Source organism: Tepidibacillus sp. HK-1 (assembly GCF_001748485.2).
Lineage (GTDB): Bacteria > Bacillota > Bacilli > Tepidibacillales > Tepidibacillaceae > Tepidibacillus_B > Tepidibacillus_B infernus.
This window is the reverse complement of sequence record NZ_BDGM02000021.1, coordinates 1-17,657: the sequence shown is the minus strand read 5'-3', so window position 1 is coordinate 17,657 and position 17,657 is coordinate 1. Positions and strand designations below refer to the sequence as shown.

Genomic DNA, 17,657 nt, shown 5'->3' with positions numbered 1-17,657 from the left:
TTTCCATGATGGAAAGTGTTTTTTTTGTGGCAAAAGACAGATACAATAGAGAAAGGTTAGAAGAGAGGAGTTTCCGGATGAGAGTTTTACATACCGCAGATTGGCATTTAGGAAAAACATTAGAAGGAAGAGATCGACAAAATGAGCAAATTGAAGTGATGGATGAAATCTGTCAAATTGCTGATGATGAAAAGATAGATCTTGTTTTAATAGCAGGAGATATTTATCAATCGGTGAATCCTCCTGCATGGGCAGAACATCTCTTTTATGAAACGATTCATCGCTTAAGCAACTATGGAAAACGGGGAGTTGTCGTGATTGCAGGAAATCATGACCAACCAGAACGTATTCGAGCTGCAAATCCATTAGCGGATAAACAAGGTATTTATCTCTTGGGGTTACCCACAGATGAAATTTATCCAAGCCAGTTAAAAAATCATGGACAAGTCTATGCAGAAAAAACTGGGATAGGATGGCTTGAACTATATTTACCAACAGCAAATCAAACGGCTATGGTATCAACTTTACCATACCCATCTGAATCGCGATTAAAACAATTGTTTCATGAAAGTGCAGATGTGAAAGAAATAAGAGAATCCTATTCCGCTTTTGTTCATCAATGGTTTCAGTCCCAACGATCAATTTTCCGGGCAAACACGGTAAATTTGGCAATGAGCCATCTTTTTGTCCAAGGTGGACAAGCCTCTGATTCAGAAATCGAAATTCAAGTTGGCGGAGCTTATACAGTCAATCCTATTCACATTCCAGACTTCTTTCAATATATTGCCTTAGGCCATTTACATCGACCGCAAGATGTGAAAGGAACATTAAGTTTAACGCGCTATGCTGGTTCTCCTTTGGCCTATAGCTTTTCAGAAGCAAATCACAAAAAATCTGTCACTATTTTTGATGTTAATCCAAATGATTCAGTGCAACCTTACGAAATTTACTTATCCAGTGGGAAGTTATTGATACAAAAGAAGATTAAAAATGGCATTCCTGAATTAGAAGAATGGCTGACAAACGAGGGAACTACACCTGCTTGGATCGACTTAGAGCTTCATATGCCCCATCCACTATCAATGGAAGAAATCCAGCGAATTCGCAAAATGAATGAGGGATTTATTCATATTCGAGTCGTTACACCAGAACTAGAACAGGCAATGGAAGCGATTGAAATGCAATCTAAACAACCATCAGAATTATTTAAGAGATTTTATCAACAACGTATAGGTGCTGAACCTAGAAAGGAAATTGTAGATCTATTTCTTAAACTGTTTCAACAACAAAATGACGAGGAGGTTGAAGAAGATTGAAGCCGATCTCTTTAATCATTGCAGGATTACATAGTTTTCGTAAAGCACAACATATTGATTTTCAGCAAGTTTCTGATGCTGGAGTTTTTGGCATCTTTGGTCCTACAGGAAGTGGAAAATCGACGATATTAGACGCGATTACTTTAGCATTATATGGCCGAGTAGAGCGAAGTGATGCAAATCGGATAGGTATCTTAAATCAACAAGAAGAAAAAATTCATGTTAAATTTTCGTTTGAATTATATTTTGGTCAATTTCCTCGGATATATATAGTTGAACGAGTATATAGTAGAAGTCAAGAACACCGTGTTAAATCAACTTTGGCCCGTCTTGTGGTAATAGAAAACGGGAAAGAAACAGTGATTGCTGATAAAGAAAGGGAAGTAACAAATGAAATAGAAAACTTGCTTGGTCTAACTGTGGATGATTTTACACGTGCAGTAGTCTTGCCACAGGGAAAATTTGCAGAATTTCTCACATTAAAAGCTCAAGATCGAAGACCAATGCTAGAGCGACTTTTTCATTTAGATGAGTATGGGAAAAAGTTAAAGGATAAAGTGCAATTAAAAGAGAATGAACTTAGAAAAAAACGAGATGAGATATTGATTAAGCAAGAAATGATAGCACATGCAACAAAGGAAAATCTTGATCAGCTTTATATGGAGCTTCAGGAAACCACAAAAAGAAAAGAGAAAAAGCAAGAAGCTTTAAGTCGATTTCTAATAAATTTTACTGAAAAACAACAGGTATATGAACTACAAAGGCAATTAGACTATGTTCATCAACAATTAAACGAATTAAAGGAAAAAGAACAAGATGTGCGGCTACTAGAAGAAAAAAGTGAAAAGGCAACAAAAGCATTTCAGCTTGAACCATACATTCAGCAATATCAAAAGACACTGGAACAAATGGATCATTTGCAATCTAATATAAATCAATTAAATCTTCACAAAAAGCAACTAGCGGAGAGTTTGAAGGAAAAGGAACATCAATTTTTGCAAGCCAAAGAACAATTTGATAAAGATGTCCCACTACTTCAAGAGAAGAAATACAAATTTGACATAGCGTTAGAATGGGAGAAGGAAATTGAAAAATTAGCTAAGACTTTAGAAGGATATGCTGAAGAAAGGAATTCAGTGCTTCAACGGTTAGATCAAATTGAAAAAGATAGATTGTCCATTTTGCAACAAAAAAATGAAATCGAGTTTAACCTTCAACAATGGAAACAAAAAATGGAAGAAATCCATGTCACTTCTGAAGAAAGAAATAAATTAGACCAGGCTTTTCTGGTTCGACAGAATTTGCTACAAATAACAAGTAAATTAGATGAACTCATTGCTGAAATTACTCAAATCGATACAGCTATCAATGTCCAAAAAGCGGAAATCGAAAAGCATACAGAAAACACAAAGGAACATAATGAAGATTATGTAAACTTAAAACGATTAGAACAAAAAATGTTAGACCAAAAACCTATTACAGAAGAAAAGTGGCATGAACAAGACCGTGGCCTTCTAGAACTTGAACTGAAGTTAAATAAATTGCAGACCATCAATCATGAAATTCAAACATTAGAAAAAGAAAAAAAGCAAACATCTGAAACAATTGCTGAAATCTCTTCTCATATTGAGAAAATAAATGAAAGGATTGATTCATTACAAATAAAGTTAGACGAACTGAAGCTTACATTTTCAAAATCGGATAAGAAACAGATAGAAATGATGGCAATTATTCTGGCTGAACATTTAGAAGAAGGTGTCCCTTGTTTAGTTTGTGGTTCAGTACATCATCCAAATCCTTATCAAGGTATAGTAGAGCCTGAATCTTATCAAGAACATGAACAAATCCAGTATCAAATCAAGCAGATCGAAGCTCAACTTACAGATGAAAACATTTCTCTAAAAACACTGGAAGGTAAAAAAGAAATGGTTTTACATCAACTTTTCAAAATAGAGAAGGAGATAGAAGCTAAAAAAGAACAAGTACAAGATTTGAGAAAGGCCTTACCCCTACCATACAAAGAATTAGATCTGGTAAAAATGATAAAACTTTTCACCAAAGAACAAAAGGAACATATAAATCTTAAAGAACAACTAGCATCTTGGAGTGAAGAGTATCAAAACTTGCAGACACAACTTCAAGAAGTGCAAAAAACGATTGGTATAGAAGAACAAGATATAAAGATCATCCAATCAAAAATCACCTTATATCTAGAACGTAAACAAACCATAGTACACTCAAAAGAACAAATTCAATCTCAACTTCAAGAAGTAGAACAACAATGGCAAAAAGTAAAAGGAGATTGGGATTTACAAACCATTGAAATTCGTAAACAAGAGATAGCAGCATTTGATGAACAACGAGAAAAATTGCTTGAACAAATAACGAAGGCAGAAGAAATAAAATCAAATTTAGACTTAAATGAAAAAAAGTTAAATGAGGAAAAACAAAACAATCGATCTATTCTTGATATATTAGAGATGAATAATAAGCAAACAGAAGAGAAACGGCAAGAGTTATATGCAAATTTGGAAAAGGTTACAAATGGAAAACCTGCGATACAGAGGATTTCAGAAGTAGATCAGCGATTAGACGAATTAAAGCAAAAACGAGCTGAATTTGAGAATAGTTGGGTTAATTCAAAAGAAGAATATAACCAACTTGAGCGAAAGTTAAGTTCGGAAGAAGCAGTAATGAAGACATTGAGAAGTCAATTCGAAGACCTTTCTAAAGCATTAGAAGAAAAATTACAGGAAAATAACTGGCAATCGATTGAACATGTAAAAGCCTATCTAATTCCTCATGAAGAAATAGAAACACTGAATCAACAAATCAAGGTTTATAATGACACCATGTATCTTCTATATCAACAAGAAAAACAATATGTCGTTCAATTAAAAGGAAGAACTTTGATCGAAGAAGAATGGCAAACACTACAAAAACAAAAACTAGAATTGGAAGAAGTATTTGAGATTACAAAATCAAGATTATCTGAGTTAAATTACCAATATCGACAATTAGAACAAGATCATCAAGAATGGTTAATATTTGAAGAACAACGAAAATTAGTACAAAAGGAATTGGATGTTGTATCCGAATTAAATCAAGTGTTACGTGGTAATGCCTTCGTTGATTTTATCGCTCAAGAACATCTACACAATATCACTTTAACTGCTTCTGAAAAACTAAAGCAATTAACAAGAAATCGTTACCGACTTGATGTAGATCAAGAAGGTGGTTTTATCATGATCGATGATTTAAATGGTGGTTTATCAAGGCCTGTTCAAACCTTATCAGGAGGAGAGACATTTTTAACTTCTCTAGCATTAGCATTAGCTTTATCTTCACAGATTCAATTAAAAGGTGGTCAGCCTTTAGAATTTTTCTTCTTGGATGAAGGATTTGGTACTTTAGATACAGATCTTTTAGATACAGTTATGATGACTTTAGAAAAGCTACATGCTGAAAGGATGACTATTGGCATTATTTCGCATGTACCAGAGTTGCAAAATCGTTTAAACCGTAGAATTATCGTTACTCCACCAGATACGTTTGGTAATGGTTCGAAGATAAATGTAGAATACGCCTAAACAATCGTACCTAACCCCCAATATACCGTTTGGAAGAGGGGATTATTTCATGTCGCTTTTGATAATGACTGGTGTGCCAAGTGGAATATGCCGATACATCCACTCTATATCTTTATTATGCATCCGAATACAACCAAGACTAACATGATGACCGATGGAGTATGGATTACTTGTTCCATGGATTCCATATTTATATCCACCTGTTCCTGGTACATTTAATCCCAACCAACGAGTGCCTAATGGATTTTTTTTGTCTCCTCCTTGGATATTTTTCGGTAAATACCATGGATTTTTCACCTTTGTAATAATTTTAAATTTACCTTCAGGCGTTAAAAGATTATTTTTCCCTGTGGCTACCGGAAACCTTTTCACAACATAACCATTTAAATAAACCTTTAAGGTATTCTGTGTCTTATTGATTTCCAAATAGACACCCTCATATTCGTCTGGCATAGTCAAATTTTCCTGATCGGTTTGTTTATCTTCCGTTGCTGCTGTTATGGGAAATGTAAAGAATAGAAACAAAACAAAAATGAACAACATATTTTTTTTAATCATTTTTTATCTCCCTTAAACCTACATTCATAGATATTTTTACCTAAACAATATTCATTCTTGCATGGAAAATCTTGAAAAAAATATTGTGAACCTTCATCTTTTAAGTTATTCTTGAAATAAGATACAGGTTATCCTTGATGAGGTGAAGTCTGAAATAAATACTAGAAGCCATCTATTGATGACTTTTTAAAAAATATATGGATAAGAAAATATCAAGTTGCCACCATTACACGATAACCTTGAGTTTTAGCTAATAAAATCGTTTATGGCCACGGCGTTTTTTGAGTTTTAAATAACGGTTTCGGATTTCGGGATGCTTTTTGCTTTTGACTACAGCGGTAGCACACTGTACCAAAAGAGGCTTTATGTAGCAGCCAGCTCTCGAAATTCTTACTGACTTTTTCTTGCCGGCACTCTCATTATTGGTGGGAGTCAGTCCTGCCCAGGAACATAAATGCTTAGCTGTTGGGAACACGTCCATGTTTGCACCGATTTCCGAAACCACGGCAATGGCGGAAAAGATATTTTTAAAAGACGGAACAGTTAAGATTCAAGGTCTTCATAGTGCTGTTTAATCACCTTTAATTTTTCTGCTTGTTCTGGAGTAATAAATCCGTCAATGGCGAGTTCCAGTTCAGGAAGTTTGTCCTTCATGGAGCCATGGATTAAAGGTTCTAAATCAAAAGAGGTATCCAGAGGATTTTTAAGAAGCTTGTCAATGATGTTCATGGAGCTTTTGCCGAAGGTATCCGAAACAACATTTCCAAGCTGAATGTTAGACACGGTTAAACTGTTTTGAAGACGGTTCTTCTCACTGGACATAAAGTTAATCAATTTAAAACGATAACGCATAAGGTCACGAAGCTGTCTGATCGCAAGTGGAGGCATAAAGCTTCCAGCTACAAGGTCATGCTTAAATAAATCGGCAATCCATTGGGCATCCTTTTTGTCCGTCTTTTTGCCGCGTATCGCCTTGACGTATTTAGGATGTGCCAGAGTGATATTGCAGGAATCTTCAAGTACATTAAATTGGATAAACAATTTTTAAAGCCATAGGGAAAACTCTTTTCAAAGAATGATAGGGATAGACAACATTGACTGATTACCCAGCAATAAACGAGTAATGTTTATACAAAGATAAGTCTGTGTGCTCGAAGTCACACTTATTTGTGCTTGGAAAGGCAATCTACACATATAAACATGCGGTCACTCCACAACTGGAGCAACCCACTCACCTCCACGTGATTTGTAGTTTCACTGTTATCCCTATGACTATAGATTAATAAAAATAACGCTTAAGGCCAACTTATTTCATTGCGTTTTGTGCCTTGAGCGAAGCGAAAGGAATGGGTATAAACATGATTGAATCGTCTACAAACGATCTCCTAATCAAATATCTATTACTTGCACAAATCAATGCTAAGCAAAATGAGGAGAAGTATGGCGTCGAATCCAAATTTGATGAAATATTAAATCAAGAATTAGAAAAAGGCAGTCCTTTAAATCAAAATCAGGGTGGGTTAGTTAGATCCGTTTCAATTCCACCCATATTACATAACAAAAGGTATAGCAAAACTGACTTTGAAGATATAATTGATAAAGTTTCACAAAAATATCAAGTTTCTTCCGAATTGGTAAAAGCGGTGATCCAAGTAGAATCCAACTTTGACTCTAATGCAGTTTCTAAGGTAGGTGCGATGGGACTTATGCAATTAATGCCTAAGACTGCAGAATCTTTAGGGGTACAAAATCCTTTTGATCCAAAGGAGAATATTGAAGGTGGAGTTAAATATTTACGTCAATTATTGGACAAGTACCAGAATATCAAATTAGCATTAGCAGCTTATAACGCTGGACCAGGAAATGTTGATCGTTTTGCGGGAATTCCACCTTTTGCAGAAACGAGACAGTATATCGATAAGGTATTAAGTAAACTTTCGTAAACTACCACTACTTATAGAAGTAAATGGCTTCCTACTCGAAAGAACAGGAACTTATTTCAGCGGAGGTTGGTGTTTAAGTCTCCACCTAATATTCTTAGGCAACCCTTATTCGCTGTGGATGGTTCACACATCCATTATTCCTCACTAATTTTAGATTGGGAATACTATTTAAAAAGAATCATTTCCGCATGAGGGAAATGATTCTTTTTTTGGGTGCGCCACGCATGGCGATTAACTAGGCGGTGAAAGTCCGCTATGGGGGTATGTAGCGACCAACCATTAGCTTAAGGCAAGGGTGTCCATCGCAAAGTGGAATCTGAAGGAAGCCGGCGGCAAAGTTCTGACCCGAGGAACACGAACAATATTAGGCGCAAAACGTGGGGTAAGACTGCCTGACAAGTCAAAGCCCAAAAGCTACACGGACACGTCAGCGTAAATGTTGCGGGTACATGGAATGAAAGTGAATCGTCTTACCATGGAGGCCTCACGGACGGGTGGAAAAGGAGTATGAAACCCGGTTGAAACAAGATTTGTCGTGAGGAGTCAGCCGAAGCCATAATACAGAAAGTGGCAATTAAAAAACACAGACAACTTTCTTTTGAAGTAAATATCTTTTTCATAAGAAAGGAAGAAAGAACAGAATGTTCAAAGACAAAATCGTAGTCATTACTGGAGCATCAAGTGGAATTGGGGCAGAAATTGCAAAGCAGTTAGCTGAAAAAGGGGCCATTCCCATCTTAACTGCTCGCTCGTTAGAAAAACTACAAAAGGTTTCAACTAAATTATCAGGTGCCCATGAGATATTTCAGCTTGATGTCACTTCAACAGAACAGGTTTTCAAAGTGATGAATCAAATTGTACAAAAATACGGTAAAATTGATATTCTGATCAATAATGCAGGTTTTGGAATCTTTGATCGATTTGTAGATGCCTCCATTGAAGATATTGAAGAGATGATGGATGTCAATTATATGGGAATGGTTAGGTGCACAAAAGCTGTATTACCGATCATGTTAAAACAAAAAAATGGCCATATCATCAACATCGCTTCGGTCGCTGGAAAACTAGCAACAGCTAAAGCAAGTGGCTATTCGGCAAGTAAATTCGCCGTAATCGGCTTTTCAAATGGATTACGTCATGAGTTGAATGGAACTAGTGTTTATGTCTCAACGCTGAACCCAGGACCCATTGATACTCCGTTTTTTGATCGAGCTGATCCATCAGGTCATTATGTAGAACAAGTGAAATGGTTGATGTTATCCCCCGAAAAAGTTGCTAAAGAGGTTTTAAAAATGATGATCGATAAAAAGCATGAAAAAACGATTCCTAGTTTGGCCAACATCGGGGTTAAATTATATCATTTATTTCCGAAAATCTTTGATAAATGGATAGCAAAACAAATGAATCGAAAGTAGTAGTGTAACATATAATTGCTATTGGCAAAGGAGTGAACTTTTTTTCACTTTCCTCTGTCATTTAAGTGAATAGAAAATCATGCAGCAATGAGGGAGGAGAATATCTTGCTAGATATCTTTCTTAAAATCGTTGAGTTTCTCGGACAATTAGGCTATTGGGGTATTACCATAGGGATGACATTAGAGAGTGCAGCTATTCCTATCCCAAGTGAACTTATCTTACCATTGGGTGGATTCCTTGTTTATCAAGGAAAGCTTACATTACTTGATGCGACAATTGCAGGTGTACTAGGTGGTTTATTAGGATCTGTTTTATCTTATGGGATCGGCCGTTGGGGTGGACGACCTTTTGTTTTCAAGTACGGAAAATATATTTTTTTAAATGAGCATGACTTAAATAAGGCAGAGCGTTGGTTTGAACGATATGGTGAATGGGCTGTTTTATTTAGTCGATTACTTCCTGTCATCCGCACATTTATCTCTATTCCAGCTGGTATGGGACGAATGGGATTTGGCAAATTCTTAATCTTTACCTTTGTTGGTTCTTTACCATGGACCTATGTATTCATTTATTTAGGTTATCGTTTTGGTGAACATTGGCTGCAAATAGATGAAATGATTCGACCATATTCTACAACCTTTGCTATTTTCATTGCAATCATTTTATTATTACTATTAACCTTACGTATCCAAAAAAAACTTAAAAAACAAATGTAAAATCATTGGTAAATTTATCACTCTACTATGTTATAATTTAAAAAATATCTTTCAATTCAATCTATTCTAAATAAAAATAATAGTAGAGGTGAAAGTTAAAATGAACTACGATCCACTTTATCATCCTTATTCATCACAAAGAATGTCTGTCTATGCGAAAAATGGAATGGTCGCAACCTCACAACCACTCGCTGCACAAGCTGGTTTAGAGATCTTGAAAAAGGGAGGAAATGCAATAGATGCTGCTATTGCAACAGCCGCTTGTTTAACCGTGGTTGAACCTACTTCCAATGGAATTGGAGGGGACGCTTTTGCCCTTGTTTGGACAAAAGGGGAATTACATGGTCTTAATGCTAGCGGGCCAGCACCAATACAAATATCTGCAGACAAAGTAAAAAAGGCTGGATATGATACGATGCCTAAATATGGCTGGTTACCTGTTACCGTACCTGGAGCACCCTCAGCCTGGTCGGCTCTCTCTGAACGCTTTGGTAAACTTCCCCTTACTGAAGTTCTTAGACCAGCAATAGAATATGCTGAAAAAGGTTACCCTATTTCCCCGATACTAGGAAAGTATTGGAACAGAGCATATCAAATCTACAAAGAAAATTTGAAAGAAGAACAATATCAATCATGGTTTGAGACCTTTGCTCCTGATGGAAAGGCTCCACAAATTGGCGAAATTTGGCGTTCACCTAACCATGCGAAAACGTTAATGTCAATTGCCGAAACTAAATCAAATTCTTTTTATCGTGGGGAAATAGCTGAAAAGATTGATCAATTTTCTAAGCAATACGGTGGTTATTTAACAATAAAGGATCTTGAAAGCTTCAAACCAGAATGGGTTACACCAATCAAAGTGAATTATCGCAGGTATGACGTTTGGGAAATTCCGCCTAATGGTCATGGGCTTGTTGCTTTAATCGCCCTTAATATATTAAAAGGATTTGAGTTTACCGAGAAGGATACAGTAGATACCTATCATAAACAAATTGAAGCGATGAAACTTGCCTTTGCTGATGGGCAGAAATATATTACTGACCCAAGAAAGATGAAAGTAAAAGTAGAAGACTTACTATCAGATGCCTATGCAGAAGAAAGAAGAAAATTAATTGGCAACAACGCTTTGCTTCCTATTGCTGGCCAGCCCCCTAAAGGTGGAACGGTTTATTTGGCAACGGCAGATGGAGAAGGCAATATGGTTTCTTATATCCAAAGTAACTATATGGGCTTTGGCTCAGGTTTAGTGGTACCTGGAACAGGAATTGCTTTACAAAATCGTGGCCATAATTTTTCCCTTGACCCAGCTCATGAAAATTACTTAGAACCTGGTAAAAAGACATACCATACGATTATTCCCGGATTTTTAACAAGAAATGGTCAACCAATTGGTCCATTTGGTGTCATGGGTGGCTTTATGCAGCCACAAGGACATGTTCAAGTGATCATGAATACCATAGATTTTCAGCTTAACCCACAAGCTGCACTAGACGCACCTAGATGGCAATGGATGGAAGGGAAGGTTATAGAAGTAGAACAGCAAATGCCAGCCCATCTTGTAGAGGCTTTGGCAAGAAGGGGGCATTCTATAAAATGGGCATTAGGAACAGGTGGCTTTGGCAGAGGACAAATCATTTGGAGAAATAAACATGGTGTTTTAGTCGGAGGGACTGAACCAAGAACAGATGGAACAATTGCTTCTTGGTAAAATGATTTAGTAGTCAGTTTACACTTTTATTGATAATAGAAAAGAATAATGAATAAAGAACTTGTTATTTTAACTATAATGTGGTACCTTATATAAGCCTAATAGATTGTGGAAAGCATTTTCTGCCATTTGACGGATAATGCTTTTTTTCTTTTAAGAGATTAAAAAATTGTACATGATATAGATATGAGAGTTACAAAAGGAGTTTGATGTAAAATGACAACATTTAGTGAATTTGGCTTAAGTAACAACCTAGTACAATCGATCAATAACATGGGTTTTGAAGAACCAACACCTATTCAAGAGAAGACGATTCCATTAGCTTTGGAAGGAAAGGACCTCATTGGACAAGCCCAAACTGGGACAGGAAAAACGGCTGCATTTGGAATCCCCTTAGTAGAAAAAGTGTCAATTGATGTAGAACAGATCCAAGGGATTGTAGTTACACCGACAAGAGAATTGGCGGTACAGGTAGCGGAGGAATTAAATAAGATTGGGCAATTTAAAAAAATTCGTACATTACCGATCTATGGTGGACAAGATATCAATAGACAAATCAAAGCTCTAAAGAAACGCCCGCAAATTATCGTTGGCACTCCTGGGCGTTTAATTGACCACATCAATCGAAAAACCATTCGTTTACAACAAGTTTCTATGGTCGTATTAGATGAAGCAGACGAAATGCTAAACATGGGCTTTGTTGAGGATATTGAAGCTATTCTTCAAGAAATACCAGAAACAAGACAAACTTTACTCTTTTCAGCGACAATGCCTAAGCCAATTCAAGCACTTGCTCAACGTTTTATGAGAGATCCAGAAATCATCAAAATTAAAGCTAAGGAAATTACTGTTCCTAGTATTAAGCAAGAATACGTTGAAGTGCACGAAAAACAAAAATTTGATGTCCTTTGTCGGCTATTGGATATAGAATCTCCTGAATTAGCTATTGTATTTGGCAGAACAAAACGACGTGTAGACGAACTTTCGGAAGCATTAAATAAACGTGGTTATTCTGCAGAAGGAATTCACGGTGATTTAACACAAGCAAAGAGAGATTCTGTTTTACGTCAATTTAAAGACGGAACCATTGAAGTCTTAGTAGCCACTGATGTGGCGGCAAGAGGGCTAGATATTAGTGGAGTGACTCATGTCTATAATTTTGATATTCCTCAAGACCCAGAAAGCTATGTCCATCGTATTGGGAGAACAGGTAGAGCAGGAAAAGCAGGTCTAGCAACAACTTTTGTAACACCAAGAGAAATTGAACATTTAAAATTTATCGAACATATGACGAAACATAAAGTAGAACGTCGATCCGTCCCTACTCTAGCTGAAGCATTAGAAGGACAGCAACGAATTACCATGGAAAAGCTATTACGTGTTATCGAAGAGGAAGAGATTCAGCAATACCGTGGTTTGGCAGAGGATTTATTAAACGAAACCGATTCTGTTAGCCTTTTATCCGCTGCATTAAAACTTTTGACAAAAGAGCCCAATCAAACCCCGGTTAAATTAACAGAAGAAGCACCTCTTCGTGTAAAAAAGGTTAAAACGGAACAAAGGCCCCAAAATAAAAGAGGAAAGCGAATTCCAAAAGGGAATTTTGAACAGAGAAGTAGAAATCATTCATCACCTAGAAGAAAAAAAGGCAAATCAAAATAAACATATTAATTAATAAAGAGGCTCCTTTTTAGGAGTCTTTTTTCATGGAAAAAACTTTTTTATCGTTTCTTTTTGACTTAAACATAGTATACTTGTATTTGTTGTCACACTACATAGAAAAAGGTGAAGTTCTTGAGAAAAGGATTACATACCATGACGATCCTAAAAAACTATCCAAAAGAGGCCTTATTTTTTATCATTGCCAGTTTTATTAATTCCATGGGCAGTGCCTTAATGTGGCCTCTTACTACCTTATATGTACATAATGTATTACATCGGTCTTATGGGGATGCAGGCTTTGTATTATTGCTACAGTCACTGGCAGGGATTATTGGCCAAATTGTGGGAGGCTCTATGTTTCATAAGCTTGGGGTAAAAAAGCTGATTGTTGGTTCTCTCATTTTAACCTCTATCGCACAAGTTTCAATTATCTTTATCTCTAGTTGGACGATTTATATGGCTACTCTCACTTTCCTAGGATTTCTGATGTCGATTACCATGCCAGCAATCAACGCATTTATTGGCTTCCACTGGAAGGAGAAAACACGTGAATTATTTAACGTGGTTTATGTTAGCAATAATGTAGGGATGGCCATTGGTTCGACTCTTTCCGGGATCCTTGCAACCATTTCTTTTCATTTAATCTTTCTATTCAATGGACTCACAACCTTTGGATTTGCCCTATTCTTTTTATTTCTTTTAAATAAAGTAACGTTAAAAGATACACAAATCTATTCTTTAGGTCAACAGTCACAACAAGTGATGCAAACACCAAAAGAGTTATTATTTGATTATAAAATGTATTTATTTATTGGTTTAGGCTCTCTGTTTGTTTGGTTCTCTACTTCTCAGTGGAGTTCCGGGATTGCACCATACTTGGATGAACAAGGATTTAGTATGGCTAGATATAGTTTCTTATGGACGATCAATGGCATTGTCATTTTTGCAGGTCAACCCATTACAAGCTTTTTAAATCGAACGATTATTAAATCGTTAAGTTCTAGACTTGTTGCAAGTGCTCTGTTTTATGCAATTGCTTTTGTCTTTATGGTTTTTTTCCATCATTACTATCTAGATTTTATTATTGGAATGATCATTGCAACCATCGGGGAAATGCTTATTGCCCCAACGATTCCTGCCTTTATTACTGAAAGAACTGGATTAGCTGCCCCTTTTTATTTAGGAGTCGTAGGTGGCTTTGGTAGTTTTGGACGTCTTTTAGGTCCCTATATTTTTGGGAATATGTATGATTATTATGGAGTTATACCAATTCTTACCTTGGCAGCAATTACTTCAAGCATTGCTGTTTTACTATTTCTTATCCATGCATCCTATCATAAAGAGGGGCTTGAACAACTAACATCTTAACCATATTTTTTGTATTACTATTTGAAATCTGCTATAATTCATTATCAGTTATAGTTTTTCAGTTTTAAGAGAGGCGATTGATATGCAAAAAAGACCAGAAGATATAAAAGTAATCATGGGTATGTCTGGTGGAGTAGACTCTTCTGTAGCCGCATTATTATTAAAACAGCAAGGCTACGATGTGATAGGAATTTTCATGAAAAATTGGGACAGTACAGATGAATTAGGGTATTGTACGGCTGAAGAAGATTTTGAGGATGTAGCAAGGGTCGCTACCCAAATTGGAATCCCATACTATACAGTAAATTTTGAAAAAGAATACTCTGAAAAAGTATTTGCTTACTTTTTAGATGAATATAAAAAAGGGAGAACTCCTAATCCTGACGTCATGTGTAATCGAGAGATCAAATTTGGGGAATTTTTAGAAAAGGCGTTAGAGCTAGAGGCCGACTATATTGCAACTGGCCATTATGCACGTGTGGATTATATTGATGGAGAGCACAAATTATTACGAGCTGCTGATCAAAGGAAAGACCAAACCTATTTTCTTAACGCATTAAATCAATATCAACTTTCTAAAACGATGTTTCCTCTAGGTCACTTAACCAAACAGGAAGTAAGGAAAATAGCAGAGGAAGCTGGGCTAGCAACTGCTAAGAAAAAGGATAGTACGGGGATCTGTTTTATTGGTGAAAGAGATTTTAATGAATTTTTAGGAAGATATCTACCTGCCCAACCTGGAGAAATAAGATCTTTAGATGGTGAATTAAAGGGAAGACACCATGGGTTAATGTACTATACCTTAGGCCAAAGGAAAGGTTTAGGCATCGGTGGTTCAGGAACAGGTGAACCATGGTTTGTCGCGGAGAAAGATTTAGAACATAACATCCTTTATGTTGTACAGGGTGAAAACCATCCAAGTCTATTCTCAAAAGGTTTATTTGCGACAGATGTGAACTGGATCAGTAAACAGAAACCTGAACAAGAGTTTAAATGTACAGCTAAATTTCGTTATCGTCAACCTGACCAAGGCGTACGTGTACGTATTCAAACAGATAAGACCTGTGAGGTAATCTTTGATGATCCACAAAAAGCGATTACTCCTGGACAAGCCGTTGTATTTTATGATGGAGAAGTTTGCCTTGGCGGGGGTACGATTGATAAAATCTATAAATAAGTCATAAATGTCTACAAATAAAAAGGGGAGTTATGAGATGGTAAAGAACGCGCTATCCCAATAACTACCCCTTAACTATATTTTGCTATTTTTTAATGTTAATGAAAGTATAACTTTCTTCCCTTAGAAGAAATACACGGACAACGGAGCGCGTTGGAATATACAAACTTATCTTATTTATCCCCTTCTTCAGGAACAATACAGATGAATGTAAATGTTTCTGAACCTCGATTGGAAAATTGGTGGACCTTATTTGGTGGAACAAAGGCAAATGAACCTTCTTCAACCTCGTAATCCTTTCCATCAATATGTAGGATTCCTTTCCCTTGAATCATATAATTGATATGTGGCCAAGGATGACTATGTTTAGGTGAATGTCCACCTTCTCCCAAATCAAATACTCGCATGACATAACCTTCCCAACCCTCTGCTGGTGAAACCAAAACTTTTTTTAAAACTTCTTTGGCATCAGGATGATCCATTTTCATTGTTTTTAACTCCCGAAGATGAGATACAATCATTACGCTTCCCCCTTTATATAAACTTACATCTATTATAAACCCTACCTAGATTTTAAGAAACATTTAATGGCTTAAAAAGACTAGCTGGATAAAAAAGAGAACTGCAAATAAAAATAAAATTGGGTGTACTTCTTTTGCCTTGCCTCGTATCACTTTTAACACAGGATAAACAATAAAACCAATTCCAATTCCAGTTGCAATGCTATAGGTTAACGGCATAGTAACAATAACTAAGAAAGCAGGAAAGGCATCTTCTAAATCGTGCCAATCAATTTTTCTTAACCCATTCATCATGAAGAAGCCAACGATGATCAAAGCAGGTGCAGTTACTGCTGGGATGCTTGCTAGTAATTGTGCGATTGGTGCAAAGAATAGAGTCACAAGCATTAGTATGCTAACGAAAACGGCGGTGAGTCCAGTTTTTCCACCAACAGCAACTCCGGAAGTGGATTCAATATAGGCTGTCGTTGGACTTGTCCCCATTAAAGCACCAAAAGTAGCACCAAAAGCGTCTGCTAAAAATGCAGATCTTGCCCTAGGAAACTCCCCGTCACGCATTAACCCTGCCTGTTCCGCAACACCTAGCATCGTTCCCGTCGTATCAAAAAGGGTAATTAAAAGAAAAGTAAAAATAACCGTATATAATCCATGCTCAAATATTCCGCCTAAATCCATTTGAAACGCAGTTTTTGAAAGTCCAGTTGGCATCGCAAAAATCGTTTCGGGTATTGAAACGTGTCCAGATATCCAAGCGAGAAGGAAGGTAATAATCATCCCAATAAATAATGACCCTTTTATATTGTACGCCATTAAAATCAAAGAGATGGTTAACCCAATGATGGATAAAAGAGTCATTGGCTTAGAGAAATCACCAATTGTGACCAATGTTGCAGGGGAATCAACAACAATTTCAGCATGTTGTAGACCAATGAAGGAAATGAATAAACCAATTCCTGCTGTAATGGCATATTTTAAATTTTTAGGAATTGCATTGATTAAGATATTTCGAAAGTTAGTGACAGAAAGTAAAACAAATAAAATTCCAGCAACCAAGACAGCACCTAATGCAACCTGCCATGGAACACCATTGCCTTTTACGATCGTATAAGTAAAATAAGCATTTAACCCCATACCTGGAGCAATTGCAATAGGATAATTTGCAAATAAACCCATAATTAACGTCGCTAACATACTTGTAATAATCGTAGCAATAAATACAGCATTAAAATCCATTCCTGCATCACTTAAGATGGCAGGATTCACGATAACAATATATACCATTGTCAAATATGTAGTTAACCCAGCTAAAAATTCTGTAGAAACGGTTGTACCCCGTTCCTGAAGTTTAAAAAAATGATTCAATTTAATCACCTCAACGCTTTGTCTTAGTAAAGATAAGTAATCACAAACATGTTCATTATATGAAAGAATAATCCTGTCATCAACATTTTTGTTTAATATAGATGTTCATAAAAACGAAGGTTCATTGTAAAATTAAATGCAACAACAAATTGATGTTAGTATAGTTTCATGGACACAACTTAGTTAAGTCCCTTACAATAAAAACGGGAGAGGATGTGTCCAATATGAAACGCAAAAAATTCAATGATGACTTTAAGAAAACGATTGTGGATTTGTATCATTCAGGCACTTCTGTCAAAGATCTGTGTAGCGAATATGGC

General features: G+C 36.2%; 12 protein-coding genes and 1 pseudogene. 9 read left to right on the top strand and 4 right to left on the bottom strand.

Translation table 11 applies throughout. The features are described 5' to 3' along the window. The first annotated feature begins 77 nt into the window (after positions 1-77). Positions 78-1,316, top strand: a complete 1,239-nt coding sequence (locus tag BEN26_RS11035; RefSeq protein WP_069797979.1) for an exonuclease SbcCD subunit D — start codon at positions 78-80, stop codon at positions 1,314-1,316. Then, positions 1,313-4,906, top strand: coding sequence for an AAA family ATPase (locus BEN26_RS11030; RefSeq protein ID WP_069797977.1), 3,594 nt, complete (start codon positions 1,313-1,315; stop codon positions 4,904-4,906). The genes BEN26_RS11035 and BEN26_RS11030 overlap by 4 nt, the downstream gene beginning before the upstream one ends. 42 nt (positions 4,907-4,948) lie before the next feature. Here the strand turns inward: BEN26_RS11030 and BEN26_RS11025 are convergent, their stop codons facing one another. Together BEN26_RS11025 and BEN26_RS14350 are read right to left on the bottom strand one after the other, a co-directional pair. Further along, complete coding sequence (locus BEN26_RS11025) at positions 4,949-5,464, bottom strand: L,D-transpeptidase (protein WP_069797975.1); 516 nt, start codon at positions 5,462-5,464, stop codon at positions 4,949-4,951. A gap of 259 nt (positions 5,465-5,723) precedes the next feature. Further along, positions 5,724-6,493: pseudogene (locus tag BEN26_RS14350) on the bottom strand (transposase); the annotation flags it as partial. 329 nt (positions 6,494-6,822) lie between these two features. On the opposite strand from BEN26_RS14350, the gene BEN26_RS11015 reads away from it, so the two are divergent. From BEN26_RS11015 to mnmA, 7 genes are all read left to right on the top strand, one after another. After that, entirely contained in the window at positions 6,823-7,407 is a 585-nt protein-coding gene (locus BEN26_RS11015; RefSeq protein WP_084818725.1) for a lytic transglycosylase domain-containing protein, read from the top strand. Positions 7,408-8,048: 641 nt separating this feature from the next. Then, complete coding sequence (locus BEN26_RS11010; protein ID WP_069797973.1) at positions 8,049-8,822, top strand: SDR family NAD(P)-dependent oxidoreductase; 774 nt, start codon at positions 8,049-8,051, stop codon at positions 8,820-8,822. Positions 8,823-8,927: 105 nt separating this feature from the next. Further along, complete coding sequence (locus BEN26_RS11005) at positions 8,928-9,539, top strand: DedA family protein (protein ID WP_255421894.1); 612 nt, start codon at positions 8,928-8,930, stop codon at positions 9,537-9,539. A gap of 100 nt (positions 9,540-9,639) precedes the next feature. Next, positions 9,640-11,247 (top strand): gamma-glutamyltransferase, encoded by a 1,608-nt coding sequence (ggt, locus tag BEN26_RS11000; protein ID WP_069797969.1) that lies wholly within the window; start codon positions 9,640-9,642, stop codon positions 11,245-11,247. Positions 11,248-11,463: 216 nt separating this feature from the next. Then, entirely contained in the window at positions 11,464-12,909 is a 1,446-nt protein-coding gene (cshA, locus tag BEN26_RS10995) for a degradosome RNA helicase CshA (protein ID WP_069797967.1), read from the top strand. A gap of 132 nt (positions 12,910-13,041) precedes the next feature. Next, on the top strand, positions 13,042-14,277 hold the full coding sequence (locus BEN26_RS10990) for an MFS transporter (RefSeq protein WP_255421893.1): 1,236 nt from the start codon (positions 13,042-13,044) through the stop codon (positions 14,275-14,277). 82 nt (positions 14,278-14,359) lie between these two features. Beyond that, positions 14,360-15,454, top strand: coding sequence for a tRNA 2-thiouridine(34) synthase MnmA (gene mnmA, locus BEN26_RS10985; protein WP_068724214.1), 1,095 nt, complete (start codon positions 14,360-14,362; stop codon positions 15,452-15,454). A gap of 173 nt (positions 15,455-15,627) precedes the next feature. Here the strand turns inward: mnmA and BEN26_RS10980 are convergent, their stop codons facing one another. After that, on the bottom strand, positions 15,628-15,975 hold the full coding sequence (locus BEN26_RS10980; protein ID WP_068724212.1) for a cupin domain-containing protein: 348 nt from the start codon (positions 15,973-15,975) through the stop codon (positions 15,628-15,630). A 63-nt stretch (positions 15,976-16,038) separates the two neighbouring features. Further along, positions 16,039-17,337, bottom strand: coding sequence for an NCS2 family permease (locus BEN26_RS10975; RefSeq protein WP_069797965.1), 1,299 nt, complete (start codon positions 17,335-17,337; stop codon positions 16,039-16,041). Positions 17,338-17,657 lie beyond the last annotated feature (320 nt).